Annotated in this window: 20 protein-coding genes and 1 riboswitch; of the genes, 11 read left to right on the forward strand and 9 right to left on the reverse strand. The window is 71.3% G+C overall.

What is annotated here, in order from left to right:
• Positions 1-215 precede the first annotated feature (215 nt).
• A complete protein-coding gene (locus tag ACIOEW_RS35860; RefSeq protein WP_148019381.1) occupies positions 216-791 on the reverse strand; it encodes a TerD family protein in 576 nt (191 codons plus the stop codon).
• Between the two features lie 192 nt (positions 792-983).
• Here ACIOEW_RS35860 and arfB point away from each other — a divergent pair, with 192 nt between their 5' ends.
• Complete coding sequence (gene arfB / locus ACIOEW_RS35865) at positions 984-1,418, forward strand: alternative ribosome rescue aminoacyl-tRNA hydrolase ArfB (RefSeq protein WP_362556002.1); 435 nt, start codon at positions 984-986, stop codon at positions 1,416-1,418.
• Positions 1,419-1,489: 71 nt separating this feature from the next.
• Here the strand turns inward: arfB and ACIOEW_RS35870 are convergent, their stop codons facing one another.
• Positions 1,490-1,996 carry a flavin reductase family protein gene (locus tag ACIOEW_RS35870; protein ID WP_362556000.1) on the reverse strand — a complete coding sequence of 169 codons (507 nt, stop codon included), beginning with the start codon at positions 1,994-1,996 and terminating at the stop codon, positions 1,490-1,492.
• Between the two features lie 429 nt (positions 1,997-2,425).
• Between ACIOEW_RS35870 and cdgB the strand changes: the two genes are divergently transcribed.
• Together cdgB and ACIOEW_RS35880 are read left to right on the forward strand one after the other, a co-directional pair.
• Positions 2,426-4,075: a diguanylate cyclase CdgB gene (gene cdgB, locus ACIOEW_RS35875; protein WP_401969212.1), complete on the forward strand. Its 1,650-nt coding sequence runs from the start codon at positions 2,426-2,428 to the stop codon at positions 4,073-4,075.
• Positions 4,076-4,239: 164 nt separating this feature from the next.
• Complete coding sequence (locus tag ACIOEW_RS35880; protein WP_401969214.1) at positions 4,240-5,232, forward strand: carbohydrate-binding protein; 993 nt, start codon at positions 4,240-4,242, stop codon at positions 5,230-5,232.
• 61 nt (positions 5,233-5,293) lie between these two features.
• Here ACIOEW_RS35880 and ACIOEW_RS35885 read toward each other — a convergent pair whose 3' ends face one another.
• The 5 genes from ACIOEW_RS35885 to ACIOEW_RS35905 all read right to left on the reverse strand — a co-directional run bounded on the left by ACIOEW_RS35885 (position 5,294) and on the right by ACIOEW_RS35905 (position 10,482).
• A complete protein-coding gene (locus tag ACIOEW_RS35885) occupies positions 5,294-6,145 on the reverse strand; it encodes a ketose-bisphosphate aldolase (protein WP_401969216.1) in 852 nt (283 codons plus the stop codon).
• 55 nt (positions 6,146-6,200) lie between these two features.
• Complete coding sequence (locus tag ACIOEW_RS35890; RefSeq protein WP_401969218.1) at positions 6,201-7,142, reverse strand: 1-phosphofructokinase family hexose kinase; 942 nt, start codon at positions 7,140-7,142, stop codon at positions 6,201-6,203.
• A 198-nt stretch (positions 7,143-7,340) separates the two neighbouring features.
• Positions 7,341-8,495 (reverse strand): N-acetylglucosamine-6-phosphate deacetylase, encoded by a 1,155-nt coding sequence (gene nagA, locus ACIOEW_RS35895; RefSeq protein ID WP_401969221.1) that lies wholly within the window; start codon positions 8,493-8,495, stop codon positions 7,341-7,343.
• Positions 8,495-9,427 carry an ROK family protein gene (locus ACIOEW_RS35900; protein WP_362555989.1) on the reverse strand — a complete coding sequence of 311 codons (933 nt, stop codon included), beginning with the start codon at positions 9,425-9,427 and terminating at the stop codon, positions 8,495-8,497. The genes nagA and ACIOEW_RS35900 overlap by 1 nt, the downstream gene beginning before the upstream one ends.
• Before the next feature lie 146 nt (positions 9,428-9,573).
• A complete protein-coding gene (locus ACIOEW_RS35905) occupies positions 9,574-10,482 on the reverse strand; it encodes a sugar isomerase (RefSeq protein WP_362555987.1) in 909 nt (302 codons plus the stop codon).
• A gap of 358 nt (positions 10,483-10,840) precedes the next feature.
• On the opposite strand from ACIOEW_RS35905, the gene ACIOEW_RS35910 reads away from it, so the two are divergent.
• From ACIOEW_RS35910 to ACIOEW_RS35935, 6 genes are all read left to right on the forward strand, one after another.
• The gene (locus tag ACIOEW_RS35910) at positions 10,841-12,058 is read left to right on the forward strand and encodes an extracellular solute-binding protein (RefSeq protein WP_401969253.1); all 1,218 of its coding nucleotides are present in this window, start codon (positions 10,841-10,843) and stop codon (positions 12,056-12,058) included.
• Positions 12,059-12,093: 35 nt separating this feature from the next.
• Entirely contained in the window at positions 12,094-12,387 is a 294-nt protein-coding gene (locus ACIOEW_RS35915) for a DUF3263 domain-containing protein (RefSeq protein WP_401969224.1), read from the forward strand.
• 98 nt (positions 12,388-12,485) lie between these two features.
• On the forward strand, positions 12,486-13,355 hold the full coding sequence (gene otsB / locus ACIOEW_RS35920; RefSeq protein ID WP_401969226.1) for a trehalose-phosphatase: 870 nt from the start codon (positions 12,486-12,488) through the stop codon (positions 13,353-13,355).
• A gap of 74 nt (positions 13,356-13,429) precedes the next feature.
• The gene (locus ACIOEW_RS35925) at positions 13,430-13,747 is read left to right on the forward strand and encodes a trypco2 family protein (RefSeq protein WP_401969228.1); all 318 of its coding nucleotides are present in this window, start codon (positions 13,430-13,432) and stop codon (positions 13,745-13,747) included.
• Between the two features lie 47 nt (positions 13,748-13,794).
• Entirely contained in the window at positions 13,795-17,532 is a 3,738-nt protein-coding gene (locus tag ACIOEW_RS35930; RefSeq protein WP_401969231.1) for a trypsin-like peptidase domain-containing protein, read from the forward strand.
• 60 nt (positions 17,533-17,592) lie between these two features.
• Positions 17,593-18,141, forward strand: a complete 549-nt coding sequence (locus ACIOEW_RS35935) for a DUF4913 domain-containing protein (protein ID WP_401969233.1) — start codon at positions 17,593-17,595, stop codon at positions 18,139-18,141.
• An 11-nt stretch (positions 18,142-18,152) separates the two neighbouring features.
• On the opposite strand, the gene ACIOEW_RS35940 is transcribed toward ACIOEW_RS35935, so the two are convergent.
• On the reverse strand, positions 18,153-19,544 hold the full coding sequence (locus ACIOEW_RS35940; RefSeq protein WP_401969235.1) for a trehalose-6-phosphate synthase: 1,392 nt from the start codon (positions 19,542-19,544) through the stop codon (positions 18,153-18,155).
• A gap of 53 nt (positions 19,545-19,597) precedes the next feature.
• Positions 19,598-20,545, reverse strand: coding sequence for a glucosyl-3-phosphoglycerate synthase (locus ACIOEW_RS35945; protein WP_401969255.1), 948 nt, complete (start codon positions 20,543-20,545; stop codon positions 19,598-19,600).
• 153 nt (positions 20,546-20,698) lie between these two features.
• Positions 20,699-20,825, forward strand: a riboswitch (SAM riboswitch).
• 15 nt (positions 20,826-20,840) lie between these two features.
• On the opposite strand from ACIOEW_RS35945, the gene thrC reads away from it, so the two are divergent.
• Together thrC and ACIOEW_RS35955 are read left to right on the forward strand one after the other, a co-directional pair.
• A complete protein-coding gene (gene thrC / locus ACIOEW_RS35950) occupies positions 20,841-22,133 on the forward strand; it encodes a threonine synthase (RefSeq protein ID WP_362555979.1) in 1,293 nt (430 codons plus the stop codon).
• A 69-nt stretch (positions 22,134-22,202) separates the two neighbouring features.
• Positions 22,203-22,481, forward strand: a complete 279-nt coding sequence (locus ACIOEW_RS35955) for a MoaD/ThiS family protein (RefSeq protein WP_148019364.1) — start codon at positions 22,203-22,205, stop codon at positions 22,479-22,481.
• The last annotated feature ends 163 nt before the right edge of the window (positions 22,482-22,644 follow it).

The raw sequence follows: 22,644 nt of genomic DNA on the forward strand, positions 1-22,644 counted from the left end.
TTTGACGGTGTACCAACAATTACCTCACAATTCTTTGACCAGTTCTTGTCCGACTGGGATGCGTTCGTGTTCGTTATCCGGCGGACTTCCATCAATTGGACAACGCCGCGTGGCGGAACCGTCGTTGGGCGCCTTCCGTGGTATGCGGACATGCGGGAGCCCCCGGCCGCAGGACGTTCGGCCGGGGGCTCCCGTGAAGCAGGTGAAGCGGAGCGTCAGAGGTTGACGCCGAAGTCCTGCGCGATGCCGCGCAGGCCCGAGGCGTAACCCTGGCCCACGGCGCGGAACTTCCACTCGGCGCCGTTGCGGTACAGCTCGCCGAAGACCATGGCGGTCTCGGTGGCGGCGTCCTCGCTCAGGTCGTAGCGCGCGATCTCGGCGCCGCCGGCCTGGTTGAGGATGCGGATGTAGGCGTTCCGCACCTGGCCGAAGTTCTGGCTGCGGGTCTCGGCGTCGTAGATCGACACCGGGAAGACGATCTTGTCGATGTCGGCCGGCAGGCCCGCCAGGTTGACGTTGATCTGCTCGTCGTCGCCCTCGCCCTCACCCGTGACGTTGTCACCGGTGTGCACGATGGTCTGGTCCGGCGTCGCCTTGTTGTTGAAGAAGACGAAGTGCCCGTCGGAGAAGACCTTCCCCGCGGTGTTGACCGCGATCGCGGAGGCGTCGAGGTCGAAGTCGGTACCGGTGGTGGTGCGGACGTCCCAGCCGAGGCCGACCGTGACGGCGGTGAGGCCGGGGGCCTCCTTGGTGAGGGAGACGTTGCCGCCCTTGGACAGGCTTACTGCCATGGGAAGTCCCTTTCATCTGTCGTGTGCGGGCTTCGTGCCATCACGAAGCTACCGTCACAGTCCATAACGCAGGCAGGGCACCGGGAGGTTCCTTCCGCCTTTACTTTCTTTACCGAACTGATGACGCGGTGCGGCAGACGGATGAAGGCGTGCGCCAAAAGGAGGTGACGAACCCCCCGTGGGACGGGGAACATGGGTGTCATGTCCGGGCCCTATGTCATCCGCGGTGCGGTCTCCCTGCCGGAGGCCGAGCTCATGTGGCGTTTCTCGCGGTCCTCCGGGCCCGGCGGGCAACACGTCAACACCAGTGACTCCCAGGTGGAGCTTCGCTTCGACCTCGCGGCGACCGAGTCGCTGCCCGAGGTGTGGAAGGACCGCGCGCTGGAACGGCTGGCGAACAGGCTGGTCAACGGCGTCGTGTCGGTCCGCTCCTCGGAGCACCGCTCGCAGTGGCGCAACCGCGAGACGGCCGCCGTGCGGCTCACGGCCCTGCTGGCCGAGGCCACGGCGCCGCCGCCCAAGCCGCGCGTGAAGCGCAAGATCCCGCGAGGGATCAACGAACGCCGGCTGCGCGAGAAGAAGCAGCGCGGCGACACCAAGCGGGGCCGTTCCGGCCGCGACTGGTAGACCCCCGCGGCCCCGGCCGACAGCGGCCGCAGCCGCCGAAGGCTCCCCCGGCCCGGGCCTCCGTACCCCCGTCAGCCCAGCTGCCGGTAACGCCCGCGGAAGTACGTCAGCGGGCTGCCGTCCCCGCTCGGCAACTGCGCCCCGAGCACCCGGCCGATCACCAGTGTGTGGTCGCCGGCCGTGATCCGCTGCTCCGTGCGGCACTCCAGCGTCGCGAGCGCGCCCCCGACCAGGGGTGCGCCGGTGACCTCCCCCCGTACATAGGGGATGTCCTCGAAGAGCAGCCGGTCGCTGATCCGGCCCTTCATGGCGAACCGTCCGGCGATGTGCCGCTGGCTCTCCGCCAGTACGGAGACGGCCCACAGCGGCTGTTCCGCCAGCAGGTCGTCCATCCGGGAGTCGTTGCGCAGGCTCACCATGACCAGTGGCGGGTCGAGTGACACCGACATGAAGGCGGTCGCGGTCATTCCCACGTCCTCGCCGCGGCCGTGCTCGTCGAGCGGGGGCTCCTGTGCGGTGATCAGGACCACTCCGGCTGCCAGCCGGGTGAGGGCGCCGCGGAACTCGTCGTTGCTCACCCCCTCAGCATGGGGGACGGCTTCGGTACGCGGGGTGGGAGGCTTCGTCTGCAACACACCGGGAACGCTAGCCGCGTACGGTGGGCCCCCGCATCGGGCCAGGGGACCAGCCAGGTCCTAGGACCTGCCCGTTCGTCCGCCTGCCCGTTCGTCCGCCTGTCCGTTCGTCCGCCCGTCCGTCCTGGGCCCGCGGTGGCGGGATCTGCGTTTTGCGTTCAAGAAGAGGACTGACCACTGAGAGGTGGCATTTGAGACCCTTCACCATCTGTTGTGACTTGAGTCACAGAGCGCAATATTTGTTGACCCTGTGTACCGGGTGCACAGCTCACTGTGATTCAGTGGCCGTGACACTGCAGTAAGTACGTCTAGTACGTCTAGTGCGCCGATATGAAATCTGGAGTGCTGTCGAGGTCTCGGGGAGTGCGAGCGATGGAGGCCGAGTCGGAGCCGTACGTCCGTCTTGCGACGATGCGGCAGCTGCATCAGGCCGTGGCCGATCTCAACACGGCGCGGAGCCTGGCCGACACACTGCAGACCGTTGCCGACGGAATCGTCGCCGGTCTCGGGTACGAGCTTGCCTGCGTCAACCTCGTCCGTCCCGACGGTGATCTCGTTGTCGCCGCCTTCGCGGGCAACAGTGCCGCCGAGGCCCTGATCACCGGCCGCGTCGGCGCCCGTGCCTCCTGGGAGCGCCGGCTGGCCATGGGTGAGATATGGGACGAACTCCGCTTCATACCCCATACCGACGGCTGGATCCTCCTCGACGACGATGTCCCCCAGTGGCACACCGAGGGCCCGGAGCCCCGCTTCGAGGACGAGTGGCACCCGCAGGACCGGCTCTACGCCCCGATGTACGCCTCGGGCGGAGGCCAGGACCTCCTCGGTGTGATATCCGTCGACCGCCCCCGCAACGGCCGCCGGCCCGGCGCCTGGGGCCGTGAGGCGCTCCAGATGTACGCCTCCCAGTCGGCCATTGCGATCAGCAACGCCAGGCTCCGAGCAAACATGCAGCGCGCCCTGGTCCGCCTGGAGCGCGAACAGCAGGCGCTGCGGGCCAGCGAGGAGTCCTTCCGCCAGGCCTTCGAGTACGCCCCCAGCGGCATGGCCATCGCGGAGATGGGCGGCGACCAGCACGGCAGACTGCTGCGCACCAACGACGCCCTGTGCCGGCTCCTGGGCCGTCCCGCCTCGGTGCTGCGCCGGTACTCCTTCGCCGATCTGGTCCACCCGGAGGACATCGGCACCCTGCTGCGTACCTCCGCCGAGGGCGGCCGTGCCGAGCTGCGGCTGGGCCGCCGGGACGGCACGTATCTGTGGGTCTCGCTGCGCAACTCCGTCGTCGCGGACACCGCGGACGGTCCGCGCTTCCTCCTCACGCACGTCGAGGACATAGAGGAGCGCAAGCGGCACGAGCTGAATCTCGCGCACCGCGCCTCGCACGACGCCCTGACCGGCCTGCCCAACAGCGCGGAGTTGCGGGCCCGGCTCAGCGCCCGGCTGTGCGAGCGCCCGCACTCGGTGGCGTCCACCGACGTGCAGGCGCTGGACGCGGCGTACGGGGATGTCGACGAGGCGCGGGCGCACGGCTTCCCCGCCGGGGGTTTCGACGCCGGGCGGGCCGTCGGCCCGTACGACCACCATGTGCATTCCGTCGCACCGGACACGGTGAACGACGACGGGTCGAAGGGGCTCGCGGTCCTCTTCTGCGACCTGGACGGCTTCAAGTCGATCAACGACCGTTTCGGTCACCACACGGGTGACGCGGTTCTCATCGAGGTCGCCCGGCGGCTCACCACGTGTGTCCGCGACGGGGACACCGTCGCCCGGCTCGGGGGTGACGAATTCGTCGTTCTCGCCGACGGGCTGGGGGCCGCAGACGCCGCGGACCTGGCCGTACGCCTGCGTAACGCCATCATTCCGCCCATTCGCGTCGACGGCCGGGCGGTGCGGGTCGGGGCGAGTTTCGGCATCGGCTGGGCCGCGTGCGGCATGACGGCCGAAGAGGTGCTGCGCTCCGCCGACCAGCGGATGTACGTCGAGAAGCGGTCGCGTTCGAAGGTTCACCGCCGAGCCGGCTGACGTTCGCCGGCCTGTGGTCCCGGGGGTGCGTCACTTACCCCACCCCGGTTCCTGACGCACCTCCGGCAATTCTTGACGTGGTCCGTTCGGGGTAGGCTCGGCCGGTCGGCGACGGCTGGCGAAATTCGGCGACGGCTGGCGACATGGTGAGGAGTGACCCAGGGATGGCCGGGAACAACGGCGCGAGCACACCCGAGGACGACGATCCGTTCGGCTACCTCTACGAGGACGGGCAGGCAGCCGGCGCGCAGCCGCCGGGGCAGGGCGGCTACGGCTACCCGGGCCCCGCCGCGCAGCCGGGCGTGCCCCGGACCTCGTACAACCAGGTGCGGACCGTCGGTGAGCGCCAGTACGGGCAGGTGCCGCCGCAGCAGGCGTACGGGCAGCCCCAGGCGCCCTACGGCCAGCCGAACGCGCAGTACGGCCAGCCGAACGCGCAGTACGCGGCCCCGGAGACGTACCCCGGTGGTGGCGCCAACGGACAGGTGCCGCACCAGGGCGGCCGCGGCAGTGGCAGTGGCGGTGGCTCCGGCAGGGGCGGTCCGAACACCAAGGGCCTGTTGATCGGGGCGCTCGCGGTGGTCGCGGTCGTGCTCATCGGTATCGGGGTCGCCCTGATGACGGACGACAACAAGGACAAGAAGAAGGAGGAGGCCACGTCCTCCTCCGGCCCGGCCGGCGAGGTCGAGCAGTCGCCGACGCCGGAGCAGTCCGAGAGTTCCGAGGCCCCCGTCGAGCTCCCGAAGCAGGACGCGGCGTCGCTGAAGCTCGGCGGCGACGCGGGGCTCGACAACACCGTCAAGGGCGCCAAGAGCAGCAACGGGCAGTACATCAACCTCAACGCGGTCGGCAGGTCCGCGACCTGGTCCGTCGAGGCGCCGGAGGCCGGCGAGTACACGCTGTTCGTGACGTACGGCGTGCCGGGCAAGGACGCCAAGACGTCTCTCACGGTCAACGCCGAGGCCCCGCGGTCCATCAACATGACGAACTTCGCCAACGCCCCCGAGGGCGATCTGGAGAAGGGGTGGACGACGACGTACGCCTACGTCAACCTCACCAAGGGCCCGAACACCCTGATGATCTCCTGCAACGAGGGCGACCAGTGTGACGCCAACCTGGACCAGCTGTCGCTGAAGGCCGGTCACCAGAAGCGCTGATCCGTCCCGCCCGCACGCGTTTCGGCCCCCTCGCCCCGCGGCGAGGGGGCCGGTGCGTTTCTCAGCCCATCAGGGCCAGGAAGCCGGCCACCGTCCCGGCCATCGCGGCGCGACCCGGGGCGATGTACTTGCGCGGGTCCACGCCCGTGGTGTTCTCGGCCAGGTGGGCGCGTACGGCGCCGGTGAACGCGGTGTTCAGCGCCGTACCCACGTTGATCTTGACCATGCCGGAGGCCGCGACGGCCTGGCGGATCTCGTCGTCGGGGACGCCGCTGGAGCCGTGCAGCACCAGCGGGACGGGGACGGCGTCGCGCAGCCGGCCGATCAGCTCGTGGTCCAGGGCGGCGGTGCGCTCGGTCATGGCGTGCGAGGAGCCGACGGCCACGGCCAGGGCGTCGACGCCGGTGGCGCGGACGTACGCGGCCGCCTCGGCCGGGTCGGTGCGGACACCGGGTGCGTGGGCGTCGAGCGGTGCCTCGCCCTCCTTGCCGCCGACCTTGCCGAGTTCGGCCTCGATCCAGATGCCGCGCTCGTGGCCCCAGGCGACCGCTTCGGCGGTGGCCCGCACGTTCTCCTCGTAACTCAGCTTGGAGGCGTCGAACATCACCGAGCCGAAGCCCTCGTCGTGCGCCTGGTGCAGCAGATCCACGGACTCGACGTGGTCGAGGTGGAGGGCGAGCGGGACGCCGGAGGTGCGGGCGACGGCCGCGGCCGCGGCCGCGATCGGGGCGAGCCTGCCGCCGTGGAACTTCACGGCGTTCTCGGAGATCTGGAGGATGGCGGGGGCGCCGGCCTGCTCCGCTCCGGCGGCGATCGCCTCGGCGTGCTCCAGAGTGATGACGTTGAAGGCGGCGATCCCGCGTCCCCGGGCCTGGGCGGCCGAGACGAGTTCACCGGTGCTGACGAGCGGCATGCTGACCTCTGTTGTTTCCTCGGGCCCGTCACGGGGCCCGGTGCGGACGCGGCGCTCAGGCCGCCGGTGCGTGTTCCTCGATACCGACGCGCGGCAGCAGCTCCTCGTACGCCGCGCGGTCGAAGTCACCGGCCGTGGGGGAGAGCACGGTCGCCGTCGACAGTGCCACCGCCCGTCGCAGCCGGTCCGGCCAGTCCAGGCCCTCCACGAGCCCGGACAGGAGCCCGGCCACCGCGGAGTCGCCGGCCCCGGTCGGATTGCCCTTCACGGGTGCGGGCGGGGACGCCTGCCAGTTGCCGTCGGGGGTGACTGCCAGCATGCCGTCGGGTCCCAGCGAGGCGATCACCCCGTGCGCGCCCCGGCGGCGGGCGTCGCGGGCGCCGCGCAGGGGTTCGCGGTCGCCGGTGAGCTGGGCGAGCTCGTCGGCGTTCGGCTTGATCAGGTCGGGGCGGGCGGCGATGCCGCGGCGCAGCGGTTCGCCGCTGGTGTCCAGGAGGACGGGGACGCCGGCGGTGCGGGCGAGGCGGACCAGTTCGGCGTAGGCGCCGACGTGGATGCCGGGCGGCAGGCTGCCGCACAGGGCGACGGCGTCGGCGGCGCGGAGCAGTTCGCCGTACGAGGCGAGGAATGCGGTCCACTCGTCGGCGGTGACGTGGGGGCCGGGTTCGTTGAACTGGGTGGTGTCCCCGGTGGCGCGGTCGACGACGGCCAGGGTGCGGCGGGTGTCGCCGGCCACGGACACCAGTGCGTCCGTGACGGTCGAGGGGCCGGAGGGGAGGGCGGCGAGCAGCCCGCGCAGCACGGCTCCGGTGGCGCCTCCGGCGAAGCCGGTGACGACGCTGTCGTGGCCGAGGGCGGCGAGGACCCGGGCGACGTTGAGTCCCTTGCCGCCGGGGCGCTCGGAGAGGTCGGTGACGCGGTGGCTGGAGTGCGGTATGAGTGCCGGCACGCCGTACGTCAGGTCGAGTGCCGTGTTCAACGTGACCGTGAGGATCACTTCGGCCGCCCCCTCGATCTTTGTGGAGCGCGGATCCCTTGCCAGAACGCGCTTTCCCTGCTGGTTTCCCAGGCGATCATGCCAAAGAGACGGCGGGTGGCCCAGACGTCGGGACCAACCGCCGTCTCTTCGTTACCCGGCGGACCGGGCGGCACCCGGCGGACCGGGTGACACCGGGTCCCGCCGGGCGGAGGGATATCAGCCGGCCTGCGGCTGAATGATCCACTCACCCTTGCGCATGACGCCCTTGAGCCGGAAGTCCGCGTCCAGGACGACGAGGTCGGCGTCCTTTCCGGGCTCCAGCGAGCCGACCCGGTCGTAGACCCCGAGGAGCCGGGCCGGGTTGGCGGAGATGGACTGCACCACGTCCCCGACCGGGATCCGGTCGATGGTGACGGCCCGGTGGAAAGCGGTGTCCAGGGTGAGGGTGGAGCCCGCGATGGAGCCGCCCTCGACGAGCCGCGCGACGCCGTCCTTGACCTCGACGGCGAGCGGGCCGAGCTGGTACTGGCCGTCGCCGAAACCGGCCGCGTCCATCGCGTCGGTGATCAGCGCGACGCGGTGGGCTCCGGCGTGGTGGTAGGCGAGCTCCAGGGCGGCCGGGTGCAGATGCGTACCGTCGTTGATGAGCTCGACGGTGATCCGCTCGTCCTCCAGGAGGGCGGCGATGGGGCCGGGCGCGCGGTGGCCGAGGCCCGGCATCGCGTTGTAGAGGTGCGTGGCGACGGTGGCACCGGCGTCGATCGCCTCGACGGTCTGCTCGTACGTCGCGTCGGTGTGGCCGATCGCGGCGATGACGCCGTGCTCGGCGAGCAGCCGTACGGAGTCGATGCCGCCGGGCAGTTCGGTGGCGAGCGTGAACATCTTCGCGGTGCCGCGTGCCGCGTCCATCAGCTTGCGGACCTCGGCCGGGTCCGGGTGGCGCAGCAGCCCCTCGCTGTGGGCGCCCTTGCGGCACGGGGAGATGAAGGGGCCCTCGAAGTGGATTCCGGCCAGGTCGCCCTGTTCGACGAGCTCGGAGAGGATGCCGGCCCGTTCGGCGAGGAAGTCCATCTCGCCGGTGACGGTGGAGGCGACCAGGGTGGTGGTGCCGTGCTCGCGGTGGGTGCGGACGCCGGTGAGGACCTCGTCCACGGTGCCGGAGGTGAAGGAGGCGCCGCCGCCGCCGTGGTTGTGCATGTCCACGAAGCCCGGAACGATCCAGTGGCCGGACAGGTCGACGGCCGGGGCGCCCTCCGCCGAACTGCCGGCGATGCGGGTGCCCTCGACGATCACCCGGCCGTTCTCGACGGTGCCGGTGGGAAGTACCACCCGGGCACCTGCGAGAACGGTGCTGTCTGCGCGTCCGGCCATCAGGCGGATACCTCCGTGGAGAGAAGATCCCAGGCGAGCAGCCCTGCGCCCAGGCATCCGGCGGTGTCCCCGAGGGCCGCCGGAACGATGTGGGGCAGCTTCTGGAACGTGACACGTTCCTCGACGGCCGCACGGAGTGGTGTGAACAAGGTTTCCCCGGCCTCGGCGAGACCGCCACCGATGATGAGCGTGCGGGGGTCGAGCAGGGTGAGCGCGGTGACGAGTCCGGCGGCGAGGGCGTCGACGGCGTCGCGCCATACCTCGACGGCCCGGGGGTCGCCGGATTCGACGGCCTTGGCGCAGTCGGCGGCATCGGCCTTCGGGTCGCCGGAGGCGGCGGCCCAGGCCCGGCTGACGGCGGACGCGGAGGCCAGCGTCTCCAGGCAGCCGCGCTGGCCGCAGGGGCAGTCCGGGCCGTCCGGCCGGATCACGATGTGGCCGATCTCGCCCGCGTAGCCGTGGGCGCCCGCCTCGATGGCACCCGCGATGCCGATGGCCCCGGCGATCCCGGTGCCCAGCGGGATGAACATGAACCGGTCCGCGCCCTGGCCCGCCCCGATCCGGCCCTCGGCGAGCCCGCCGGTCCTGACGTCGTGGCCGAGGGCCACGGGTACGCCACCGAGCCGTTCGCCGAGCAGTCGGCGCATGGGTACGTCGCGCCAGCCCAGGTTCGCCGCGTAGACGGCGACCCCGTTCTCGGCGTCGACGATGCCGGGCACGGCGACGCCGGCCGCGAGGGCGCTCTCGCCGAAGTGCTCCTCGCCGTACGCGCGCAGATCCGCCGCGAAGACGAGGATCGACTCCACGACGGCGTCGGGGCCGCGCTCTCTGCCGGTCGCGCGCCGTGCCTCGTACAGCAGGGTGCCGTCGGCCCCGACCAGTGCGGCCTTCATTCCGGTGCCGCCCACATCGAGGGCGATGACGTGTTTCACGGGAAACAGTTTCGCCCGGCGAACCGAAAAGGTCTAGTCCACTATCGCTGTTTGTTGCGCATCCATACAAAATCGGGGTCACAACCCGGCGGCAACCCGCCGACATGGGGCGCAACGCTCCGGCAGCTCGTCGCGCCCGGCACCGGCTACGCCGGCAGGATCACGCTGCGTGACAGGTTGCGCGGATGGTCCGGGTCGTAGCCCTTCGACTCCGCGAGGACCACGGCGAGCCGCTGCGCCCGGATCAGGTCGGCCATCGGGTCGGCGGACCGGTGGGCGACGAGGGTCCCGCCGACCGCCGCGACCTCGCCGGCGAGCCCTTCGGGCAGCGCGCCGAATACCCACGCCACCCGGTTCGGGCCGGTGATCGCGATCGGACCGTGCCGGTACTCCATCGCGGGGTACGACTCGGTCCAGGCACCCGCCGCCTCGCGCATCTTCAGCCCGGCCTCCTGTGCGAGACCGTAGGTCCAGCCGCGCCCCAGGAACGTCCACTGCTCGGCCGTGACCACCGCCTCGTCCAGCGGCTCGGTCACCGCCAGTTCCGCGTCGACAGCGGCCTCGGCGACCGTCTTCACGCCGGCCGGGAGCGGGCCCGCCGCCTCCAGGCCCGCCCGCAGGAAGGCGAGCGCGGTGGTGGCGAAGCGGGTCTGGACGACGGACTCCTCGTCCGCCCAGTCCAGTACGGCCACCGTGTCGGCGGCGTCCATGACCGGCGTCTTCGGGTCGGCGGTCAGCGCGACCGTGGCCACCTTGCCGCGCAGCTCGCCCAGCAGTGCCAGCACCTCGCTCGTCGTGCCGGAGCGGGTGATCGCCACGACCCGGTCGTACGCCCGCCCGGCCGGGAACTCCGAGGAGGCATACGCGTCCGTCTCGCCCTGCCCCGCCGCCTCCCGCAGTGCCGCGTAGGCGATGGCCATGAACCAGGAGGTGCCGCACCCGGTCACGGCGACCCGCTCGCCCGGACGCGGCAGCCCGTCGAAGGCCGCACCCGCCTCTGCGGCGCGACGCCAGCAGCTGGGCTGGGTGGCGATTTCTGATGCGGTACGGGACATGCTGGACGGCTCCTTGCGGCTGGGCGGTGGCTGGGGCGGCTCGGTGGCACCGTATGTGTGCGGAGGCGTCCGGCAGGACGGACGCGGTGAAGGTGGCGGTCTGGACCAATAAGGACGGGGCCGGGACGTGCCCGGCCGAGACCTCCTTAGCAGTCGCTCCGCGGCCCGTGCAATGCTGCTGTGCTGCGGAAGCGGTGCCCCGGTGGTGTAGACCTCCTGCCCGGGGTGGTGCAAAATCGCAGCTCATCCGGAGGGACCCATGCCGACGTGGGATCCGCGGGTGGCGCAATCTACGAGGACGGACTGGGCTGTGCAGCGGCGCTATTTGGGACTGACGGCGGCTGTCGCCGCACTGGGGATGACGGCCACGCTGTCGGGCTGCGGCGGTAGCGGCGGCTCGGACGATGTCACGCTGAAACTGGTAGCGGCCGACTACGGCACCGGCGAGTCCAACAAGTCCGACACGTACTGGAACGGGGTGGCCCGGAGCTTCGAGGCGTCCCACCCCGGCATCAAGGTCGACGTGACCGTCTATCCGTGGACGGACGTCGACCGCAAGGTCGCCGAGATGGTCAAGGCCGGCGACGCCCCCGACATCGCGCAGATCGGCGCATACGCGGACTACGCCAAGGCCGGCAAGCTCTACTCCGCCGACCAGATGCTCAGCATCCCCACCCAGGCCAACTTCCTGCCGAAGCTCGCGCAGGCCGGCCGGTACAGCCGCATCCAGTACGGGCTGCCGTTCGTGGCCAGTACCCGGCTGCTCTTCTACAACAAGGACCTCTTCCGCCAGGCGGGCCTCAAGGCCCCGCAGACCTGGGACGACATAGCCGCCGACGCGGCGGTGCTCAAGCAGCGCGGGGTGACGTACCCGTTCGCGCTGCCGCTGGGCCAGGAGGAGTCCCAGGCCGAGACCATGATGTGGCTGCTCAGCGGCGGCGGTGGCTACACGGACGACGTCGGCTCGTACGACATCGACTCGACGGAGAACGTCAAGACCTTCGACTGGCTGCAGTCGAACCTCGTCGACAAGGGGCTCGTCGGCCCCGTCGCCCCCGGCAAGCTCGACCGGGCCAAGGCCTTCGCGGCGTTCAGCAAGGGCGACGTCGGCATGCTCAACGGCCACCCGACCCTGATGGAGAAGGCCCAGAAGCAGGGCGTGGACGTCGGCATGGTGCAACTGCCCGGCCCCGACGGGCCCATCACCGGGTCGATGGGCGTCGCCGACTGGATCATGGGGTTCAAGCAGGGCGGCCACCGGGTCGAGATGGGCAAGTTCTTCGACTTCATGTTCAGCGACAAGAACGTGATCGAGTTCGCCGATACGTACGACCTGCTGCCGGTCACCGACAGCGCGTCCGCGGCGATGGAGGACGACGCCAAATTCAAGCCGCTCCACAAGTTCCTGGCCGCGCTGCCGGACGCGGAGTTCTACCCCTTCGGCAAGACGTCCTGGGCCCGGGCCAGTGAGTCGATCAAGGAGAACATCGGCGAGGCGGTCGAGCCGGGCGCGAACGCGGAGAGCGTGCTCGAACGCATCGCGCAGGAGTCGACGGCCGCGGAGGCCGCGGAGTAGCGCCGCGCCGCCGCCCGCGCCATATATTGGCTGATATGACCGCCCTCCCCCCGAACGGCCCCGAAGGCCCCGATGGCCCCGATCCTCTGCCCGCACCTTTGTCCGCTCCTCTGTCCGACCGGGACCGTGCGGTGCTGGCGGTCGAGCGGCAGTCGTGGGCGGGGCCGGGCGCGAAGGAGCGGGCGATCAGGGAACGGCTCGGCATCTCCCCGACCCGCTACTACCAGCTGCTGAACGCCCTGCTGGACGACAGGCGGGCGCTGGAGGCGGACCCCGTGACGGTGAACCGCCTGCGGCGCGTGCGGGAGGCACGGCGGGGGCGACGGTGACCCCGGAACAGCCGGGCGATCCGGTTGGGTCCGGGGGGAACCCGGTGGCTCCCGCGGCAGGCCCCCCGCGCGGTCGCCACCGCCTATAGGCTCAAGACATGGGCAGCAATCCGCACACCCCGCCCCTGCCGGTCCCGACCACCCCCGCCGGCCAGGAGGGTCTCGCCGCGCTCCTCGCCCGGCCCGACCGCGCCGTCATCGCACTCGATTTCGACGGAACGCTCGCCGACATCGTCCCTGACCCCGAACAGGCCCGTGCCCACCCCGGCGCCGTCGAGGCACTGGCCGCACTCGCCCCCGAGGTCGCGTCGATCGCCGTGATCACCGGTCGCCCGGCCGGTGTCGCAGTCCGCTACGGCGGCTTCGCCGGAGTCGCGGGACTGGATCATCTCGTCGTCCTCGGCCACTACGGCGCCGAACGCTGGGACGCCGTCTCCGGCACCGTCCGTGCCCCCGCCCCGCACCCCGGCGTCGCCGCCGTGCGGGCCGAACTCCCCGGCGTACTCGACAGGTTCGACTCCTGGCGCGGCACCTGGATAGAGGAGAAGGGGCAGGCGCTCGCCGTCCACACCCGCCGCGCCGCCGACCCGCAGGCCGCCTTCGAGGCCCTGCGCGGCCCCCTGGGCGAGCTCGCCGCGCGCCACGGCCTGATCGTCGAACCGGGCCGACTGGTACTGGAGTTGCGGCCGGCAGGCATGGACAAGGGTGTGGCGCTCACCGAGTACGTGCGCGAGACCGGCGCCGAGTCCGTGCTCTACGCGGGCGACGACCTGGGCGACCTCGCGGCGTACGCGGCTGTGGAGAAGCTGCGCACCGAGGGCCCCGACGGCACCCCCGGCCTGCTGGTCTGCAGCGGCACGGAAGTGCCCGAACTGGCGGAGCGCGCGGACCTGTCGCTGCCGGGGCCGGGAGCCGTCGTGGAACTTCTTCAGTCGCTGGCGAGTCAACTGGGAGCGAATTCAGGCTGATTGGACTGGATCTCCTTCGCATTCCCCTTCGCCTGTGGCACTCTGTGGCGACTCGGCCGAGGTCAGGGGGTTCGGTGGGCGAAAACGAAGGCGCAGCCGCGCGCGACGGGCTCGACCTGACGGATGCTGTCCGGCTGCTGCGCGCGCAACTGGCCGCCGCCCAGCGCGAGGCAGACCACTCGGACGTCCGCTTCAGGGTCGGCGAGGTCACCGTCGAGTTCGCGATGCAACTGACCCGTACGGGCTCCGGCGGCGGTTCCCTGCGTTTCGGTGTGGTCGGTGTGGACGGCAAGCGGGAGCGGGCGGAGAGCGCCACCCACCGCATCCAGCTCACCCTGCACCCCCGGTCCGGATCCGGCGAGGACGTGGAGATCGGCGACAGCGACGACTGAGGGTGCGGTGACCCGGGCACGGTGCCCCGGACCACCCGGGGGTGGCGGTGAAGTTCGAGCGTGTGGTGCAGGTACGTGGAAGCGATGCCAAGGGCCCCGGCTCATTCGGGACCGGCTGCCTGATCGGTCCCGGCCTCGTCCTCACCGCCGCGCACGTCCTGCGCACCTCCGACGGCCGGCTCCGCACCCCCGAGGTCTCCTTTCCGGCCGACGGTGAGCCGGGCCCCTGGGCCGCGCGGGTGCTCTGGCTCCGGTACGACGACACCGTGGACGCCGCACTGCTCGCGGTGAGCGGTCCTGCGGGGGTCCGGGCCGCGGACCCCGAACCGCAGCGGTGGGGTGACCTCGTCACCCGCGCTCCCGCCCACCCGGTTCTCTCGTACGGCTATCCGCGCAGTCAGCGGACGCCCGGTGGCGGCACCGGCCGGACCCGCGGCGAGGAGCAGTTCTCCGGCCGCATCAGTCCCGGCACCGGTGCGTCCGCGCGCCGCTGGGAGCTGCTGAGCAACGACCCGATGCCCGCGGCGGACCCGGAGAACCAAGGCTGGGCCGGCATGTCCGGTGCGCCCGTGTTCAGCGGGGACCTGCTCCTGGGCGTGGTCCGCAAGGACCGGCGTGCGGCGGCCGGCAGCCGACTCACCGCCACCCGCAGCAGCGAGATCCTCGGCGACGAGGGCTTTCGCACCGCCCTTCGCGCCGCTGCGGCGAACGGGCGGCACGAACCCTACGCCGAGCCAGCCGAACTGGTCCCGCTGCTCGACGTGACCACCCCCGAACGTGATCTGCGCTCCCCGGCGATGCTGCTGCGCGCCGACGTGGAGGCCACCCCGTTCCGGGGCCGTCTGAGCGAATGGGAGAACCTGCGGGACTGGTGCCTCGGCCCGTCCGCCGCCCGCCCGCGCCGGGGCGGGCCCGCTGGAAGTCTCGCGGTCCGCGTGCTCACCGGGCCCGGCGGCCAGGGCAAGAGCCGGCTGGTGCGCCGGCTGGTCGGGGCCGTCCAGAAGGAGCCCGGGTGGATCGCCGGCCTGTTCCGCAGTGAGCTCTCCGACGAGGACCTGCCCGGCGAGGCGCCGGGCACCGCGTTGCAGGCCCTCGGCGACTGCGCCCGCGGTCTGCTGCTGGTGGTCGACTACGCCGAGTCCCGGCCGCGCTGGATACGACGGCTGATCGACCGGGCCCGCGCGTCGGCCGCTGCCGGGCAGACCGTCAGGGTGCTGCTCGTCGCCCGCTCGTCCGGCGGCTGGCAGCTCGACCCGTACAACACGGGAGTGGCCACCCACGAGATCCTCGCCGCTGCCCTGACCACCGAACTCGGGCCGCTGGACGTGACGTCGGACGACCGCCGGGAGGCCTTCGCGGCGGCTCTGTACGGACTCGCGGAGCACCTGGAGCGGACCGACGGACACGAGGACTACGACTGGACCGCCCTGGCCGCCGGGACTGCCGTGCCCGCAGAGATGTCCGGGCGGCGCTACGCCACCGCGCTCAACGTTCAGATGGAAGCCCTGGTCGCGCTGCTCCAGGAAGGCCCATCCCCGCTCGCGGTCGTCCCCGGCGAAGCGGTGGAGATGACCCTGCTCCGTCATGAGGAGCGCTACTGGGCGCGCACGCTCGCCCTCGGAGGGGAGCGGCCGCTGCCGATGCCCCTCATGCGCCGGGTCGTCGCCGCGGCGACTCTGTGCGGAGCCGCCGACGAGGACGAGGCGATGGCGGTCGTTGCCCGGGTGCCGGCCCTCGGGCGGGGCCGGGAATGGGAGCTGGCCGTGGGTATCGGCCGGCTGTATCCCAGTGCCGGGGACACCTTCTGGGGGACGCTGCAGCCCGACCGGGTCGCCGAGTTCCAGGCATCGCTCATGGTGGCGGAGGTGCCGGGGCTGCTGCCCGCGCTGATGACGGGTGCCACACCCTCCCAGCAGGTGCAGGCTCTGACGGTGCTGACCCGGTCCGTGGTGGCCCATGCCAACGCCGGCCGGACCCGTGGGCGCGACCTCGTCCTGGAACGGCTCGACACGCTGCTGGAGCACCAGGACTTCACCGCGGAGGTGCTGCGCGCCGCTGCGGCCGCGCTGCCGGAGGCGTCCGACGCCCTCACCCGGTTTGCCGTGCGGCTCACACAACGCCTGGTCGAGCGGTACCGCGAGCCGGTGCACGGGACCGTCGACCACGACGGCCTCGCCTGGGCCCTGGCGGAATGGGCGAAGCGCAAGGCGCGGACGAGTGACTGGCGTACGGCCGTGGCGGCGGGGGAGGAGTCGGTGGCGATCCAGCGCGCGCGGGCAGCCCGTGGGACCCCCGCCCAGGAGCGGGTGCTCGCCGGTGCGCTGATCCAGCATTCGGCGGATCAGTGGAGCGCGGGTGCCCGGCAGACGTCGCTCGCGCTCGCCGAAGAGGCCGTGGACCTGTGCCGCAGGCTGGCTCGCAGCGTGCCCGATGCGGAGATCCCGGAGCTGCTGGCCAAGGCCCTGAACTCGCTGGCGACGAGCTACGAGGACGCGGCGCGCTGGCCGGAGGCGGTGGCCGCGGCCGAGGAGTCGGTGGCCATCCGACGGGAGCTCGCCGAGCGTGACCCGTCCCGAGCGGCCGCCCATGCCGCGTCGTTGCGCAATCTCGCCGCCTGCCAGGCAAGTTCGGGGCACCCTGAGGAGGGCAGGATCATCGCGGAGCAGGCGCTGGCCATCGAACGCCGGCTGGCCACGGAGAATCCGGATGCCTACGCGAACACGCTGGCCCGCACGCTGCACAATCTCTCCTGGCACTACTGGCGTGAGGGGGCCAGCTCGGTGAGGACGCGCGCCGCCTCCCAGGAGGCGGTCGACCTGCGCAGGCGGATGGCCGCGGACAACCCGGACACCTACAACGTCGGTCTGGCGGACTCCCTGGTGAACCTGGCCACCGAGCAGCCGCACGAACAGTCCCTGGAGACGCTGGCCGAGGCGCAGGACCTCTATGCGACGCTGACCGAAAGGGCACCTCTGGAGCACGCCGACTGGATGCGGCTGCTGCTCAGCAACCGGGCCTGGGTACTGAACGAACTCGGGCGCGTGGACGAGGCACTGGAGACGATCGACGAGGCACTCCGCCTCGCGCGGCTGCTGTACCGGGACAACCCGGTGGCCCGCGGCACCCATCTGGCCAAGGACCTGTCCAAGGCGGCTGTGTTCCACAAGGCCGCCGGCCACCGGGAGGAGGCGCTCGCCGCCCACGAGGAGGAGATCAGGGTCCGGCGCGAGCTGGTCCGCCTGCACCCCGCCCCGAACGAGATGCGCCTCGCCGAGGCACTCCATGAACAGGCCCTGGCCCTGTCGGACCACGACGAGCCCGAGGCGGCACTGGCGGCCGGGGATCAGGCACTGGAACTGTACGAGCGGCGCTGGCGCGAGGCCCCCGGGCAGGAAGCGGCGGACTACGCCGCCGGGCTCACGCTCGTGGCCTGGCTGAGGGAGACCAGTGGCGAGGGAGGCGATCCGGTTCCGCTCAGGGAGGGGGCCGTGGCTCTGCTGCGCCCGGTGGCCGTGAACTCCGACTTCAGCCGGGTGCGACTTGCCGAGAACCTGGTGCAACTGGCCAACCACGCCTCGGCGGCCGGAGGGATGCGCGCCCTGCTGCGAGCGCTTCCGTTCGCCCGTGAGGCCACCGAGAACTACGCCCGGCTGTCCGCGCGCAAGCCTTTGCGGAGTGACGACCTGACGTCGGCCGCAACTCGCTGGGCCCAGCTCCTGGAGGACTGCGGGCGCGCCGCCGAGGCACTTGATGTGCGACGACGCTACGGGCTGCCGCTGGCCTGACCGACGGACACCGCGCTACAGACAGGACAGACGATCCGTGTGCTTCGAAGGGAGAGCCAGATGTCGCGACAGCAGCAGCAGGAAGAGGAGAGCGTCCCCGCCGACGGGGGAAGTGACGGGGACACCGCTGCCCCGGTCATGGCAACGCCGCCCCCGATGGAGGCCGACGCCGGCACCGAACTGGTCTTCCGGTCGGTGGATGCCTTCTACGACGAGTTCCTCTCCCAGGTGGTGCGGCGACGCGTGGACGGTGTCCACCTGGCCTGGTGTGCGGATTGGTGGTCGCATCCCGAGGCGATCGCCCGGATAGCCACTCTGTGGCGGGCCTTCGAGCATCTGAGGCTCGACCCGGCCCTCGGCATGTCCCATTGGTGGCTGCACCACGCCGATCCCCACCTGGCCGCGCTGATGGATCCGCGCACCGGGCCGTTCACCCTCTGCGCGGGGCCTGACGGCCACAGCACGGAGATCGGCCCGCTGCCGGGCAATCCGTCACCGCCGGAGATGTGGGACCACCCGGCCTTCTCGGTCGATGCGGCAGAGGCCGCGGACACGGAGGCGGAGGCCACGGCGGCGGAGGAGGCCGGGACGCAGGGCCCGGGGCAGTGACCGCGCCCGCCCTACCCCTGCCGCAGCGCCTCGAGCTGTTCGAGGAACCACTGCTGCGGCGGCAGCGCGGTGGCCGCCGCGGCCAGCCGCTTCGTGCGGGCCGTCCGCTCGTCGTCCGCCATCGTCAGCGCCTCGTGCAGCGCGTCGGCGGTGGCGGACACGTCGTACGGATTCACCGTGATCGAGTCGGCGCCCAGCTCCTCGTACGCCCCCGCCTCCCGTGACAGCACCAGCGCGCAGCCGTGGTCGGAGACGACCGGGACCTCCTTGGCGACCAGGTTCATCCCGTCCCGGATCGGGTTGACGAGTGCGACGTCCGCCAGCCGGTACGCGGCCAGCGAGCGGGCGAAGTCGTCCTTGACGTGGAGGACGACCGGGGTCCAGTCCGCCGTCCCGTATGCCTCGTTGACCGCGTCGGCGACGCGCTGCACCTCGTCGGTGTACTCCCGGTAGACCCTGAGGTCCTGCCGCGACGGGTAGGCGAACGCGATGTGGACGACGCGTCCGCGCCACTCGGGCCGCTCGTCGAGCAGGGCGCGGTAGGCGAGCATCCCGCGGACGATGTTCTTGGACAGCTCCGTACGGTCCACCCGCACGATCGTCTTCCGGCCGGGGCCCACCTGCTCCCTCAGCGCCGCCATCCGCTCGTCCACGTCCGCCTCGTGTGCGCGGCGGCGCAGGAACTCCGCGTCGGCGCCGAGGCCGTGCACCCCGATCCGGGTGTGGCCGGTGCCGCCGAGGATCTCCGTGCAGCAGCCGATGAACGCGTCCGCCCAGCGGCGGGTCAGGAAGGCCGCCCGGTCGGCGCCGAGGATGCCGTGCAGCAGCTGTTCGGCGATGTCGTCGGGCAGCAGCCGGAAGTAGTCGACGGGCGCCCACGGGGTGTGCGAGAAGTGGCCGATCCGCAGGTCGGGGCGGAGCTCGCGGAGCATGCCGGGCACCAGCGCCAGGTGGTAGTCCTGCACGAGGACCGCCGCGCCCTGGCCCGCCTCCTCGGCGAGCGCCTCGGCGAAGGCCCGGTTGTACGTCTCGAAGGAGGCCCACTGCCGGCGGAACTCCGCGTCGAAGACGGGTTCGACGGGGGTCTGGTAGAGCAGGTGGTGCACGAACCAGAGCACCGAGTTGGCGATGCCGTTGTACGCGTCGGCGTGCACGTCCGCGTCGATGTCGAGCATCCGGACACCCGGTTCGCCGACCCCGCGCCGCACCGCCTCCCGGTCGCCGTCCCCGAGGGCGGCGCAGACCCACATCTTGTCGTCCACGGCGCTCAGGCCGGAGACGAGTCCGCCGCCGCCGCGCCGGGAGTCGAGGGTGCCGTCCTCGCGCAGCGCGTACGAGACCGGGCCGCGATTGGACGCGACGAGTACCTGGGCAGCGGGCTGGGGGGCGTGCTCGGAGACCATGGGCGGAATCTAGCCCGATCACGAACCGCCCAAACGTACGAAGTCAGGCCACGTCACGCCGCACGGCGTGAAACGTACTCCTCGATCTCGCGCATCGGCGGCCGCTCCTCGGTGTCCACCGGATAGGTGTGCGGGACGAAACCGTGCTCGCCGCGCTCGAACTGGGTCAGCGACGGGCGGACCAGATGCCCTCGTGAGAGGCGGAGTTGGGCGGTGCGGTAGATGGCTGCGGCCATCCGGCCGAGCGCCTGGCCGTCCTGGTGGCGGTGCTTCCTGACGCCCACGTCGACCTGGGCGAGTGCGTCCAGGCCGACCGTGTGCAGGGCGTCGACGAGCAGGCCCAGCTCCACTCCGTAACCGACCGGGAACGGCAGCCGCTCCAGCAGCGAGCGGCGCACGGCGTACTCGCCGCCGAGCGGCTGGACGAAACCGGCCAGCTGCGGCCAGTGCAGATTGAGCAGCGGGCGTGCCACCATTTCGGTGACCCGGCCGCCCTGGCCCGTGGTGTCGCCGAACGGGCGGTCGTACATCGCCTTGACGAACTGCACCGAGGGGTCGGTCAGCAGCGGGCCGACGATGCCGGAGACGAAGTCCGCGGAGAAGTCCTTCAGGTCCGCGTCGATGAAGCAGACGATGTCCCCGCCGGTCACCAGGAGTGACCGCCACAGCACCTCGCCCTTGCCGGGGACGGCCGGTATGCGGGGCAGGATCGCGTCCCGGTGGACGACCCGGGCACCCGCCCTGCGGGCGACCTCGGTGGTGGCGTCCGTCGAGCCGGAATCGATCACCACGAGCTCGTCGACCAGCTGGACCTTCTCCATGAGCTCGCGCCGGATCGTCGTGACGATGTCCCCGACCGTCCCCGCCTCGTTCAGCGCGGGCAGCACCACACTCACGCTCGGTGCGTTTGCGCCGTTTCCGGCCTCCAGCAGACGGTCCAGCGGACGGTCGGCGGCTGACCAGGAACGCCTGGTCAGCCAGCGTTCGACCTCTTCCAGCACGGTCGATACTCCCTGTATGTGATCCATCTCGCGGTTCGGACGACTATCTCAACAGTCCGGTGCTTCGGTTACAGTCTTGAACAACGCAGATGGCCGTCGCATGCCGGGGTCCGTCCGCCGATAAACGCCTGGATCCATGGTCCAGTGCCACAGCGCTCATCCAGAGGGACTGAGGGAACGGCCCGTTGAAGTCCCGGCAACCCTCCCGCCGACCGCGAGGTCAGGTGGGGAAGGTGCCAATTCCGTCTCGTGACGAAATGCGTCGCGAGGAAGATGAGGAAAGGACCTCGCCATCATGGCTGTTGAGACTGTTGCAGCAAACACCGAATCTTCCGTGGACCTCGGTCCCGCCGCGGCGCTTTCCTGCCGCGAATGCGGAGAGCGATTCGCACTCGGCCCCCTTTTCGCCTGCGCGTCCTGTTTCGGGCCGCTCGAAGTGGCGTACGACCTGCCGAGCGGCTCCCCGGACGAGCTGAAGAAGCGCATCGAGGCCGGACCGAACAACATCTGGCGTTACGCGCCGCTGCTGCCGGTCCCCTCCGACGTCGCGGACAAGCCCAACATCAACCCCGGCTTCACCAAGCTGGTCAAGGCCGACAACCTCGCCCGCGAGCTGGGCGTCACCGGCGGTCTGTACGTCAAGGACGACTCCGGCAACCCGACGCACTCCTTCAAGGACCGCGTCGTCGCGATCGCCGTCGAGGCCGCCCGCGCCTTCGGGTTCACCACCCTCTCCTGCTCCTCCACCGGCAACCTCGCCGGCGCCGTGGGCGCCGCCGCCGCCCGCGCCGGTCTGCGCTCGTGCGTGTTCATCCCGCACGACCTGGAGCAGGGCAAGGTCGTCATGGCCGCGGTGTACGGCGGTGAGCTGGTCGGCATCGAGGGCAACTACGACGACGTCAACCGCTTCTGCTCCGAGCTCATCGGCGACCCGCTCGGCGAGGGCTGGGGCTTCGTCAACGTCAACCTGCGCCCGTACTACGGCGAGGGCTCCAAGACCCTCGCCTACGAGATCTGCGAGCAGCTCGGCTGGCAGCTGCCCGACCAGATCGTCATCCCGATCGCGTCCGGCTCGCAGCTCACGAAGATCGACAAGGGCCTCCAGGAGCTGATCAAGCTCGGCCTGGTCGAGGACAAGCCGTACAAGATCTTCGGCGCCCAGGCCGAGGGCTGCTCCCCGGTCTCCGCGGCCTTCAAGGCCGGTCACGACGTGGTGCGGCCGCAGAAGCCGAACACGATCGCCAAGTCCCTGGCGATCGGCAACCCGGCCGACGGCCCGTACGTCCTGGATATCGCCCGCCGCACCGGTGGCGCGGTCGAGGACGTCAACGACGAGCAGGTCGTCGACGCGATCAAGCTGCTGGCCCGCACCGAGGGCATCTTCGCCGAGACGGCCGGCGGGGTGACGGTCGGCGTGACGCAGAAGCTGATCGAGGCCGGTCTGCTGGACCCGGCGCTCACCACTGTCATCCTGAACACCGGTGACGGCCTCAAGACGCTGGACGCGGTGGCCGCCACCTCGCAGGCGAGCGCCACGATCCGCCCGAGTCTGGAAGCCTTCCGCGCCGCCGGACTCGCCACCAGCTGAGAACCCGGCGCCCCGGCCCCTGCCGGGCACCGGCTTCCGACCACTCGAGACTCAGGAAGGGCACCCACCATGAGCGTCAAGGTCCGTATCCCCACCATCCTCCGCACCTACACGGGCGGCCAGGCCGAGGTCCCGGCCGAGGGCGCGACCCTTTCCCAGGTCATCGAGTCCCTGGAGAAGGACCACCCGGGCATCGCCGCCCGCGTCCTGGACGACCAGGGCAAGCTGCGCCGCTTCGTGAACGTGTACGTCAACGACGACGACGTGCGCTTCGAGGGCGGCCTGGACGCGGTCACCCCGGACGGTGCCGGTATCTCGATCATCCCGGCCGTCGCCGGCGGCTGCTGAGCCCCCGGGCCTCGCCGGCCCGACTTCACCGCGTTACCGGAATTGCCCCCTCTGCGAGAGAAGCGGAGGGGGCAATTCTGCATGGTTGAGCGCGGTACAGTGAGGGAAGCCCCCTCCGCTGCCCGTGCCGCCCGCATATGAGAATGCGCCTGGCCGCGACAAG

Origin of the sequence: Streptomyces sp. NPDC087901, from assembly GCF_044742205.1 — a bacterium.
Classification (GTDB): Bacteria; Actinomycetota; Actinomycetes; order Streptomycetales; family Streptomycetaceae; genus Streptomyces.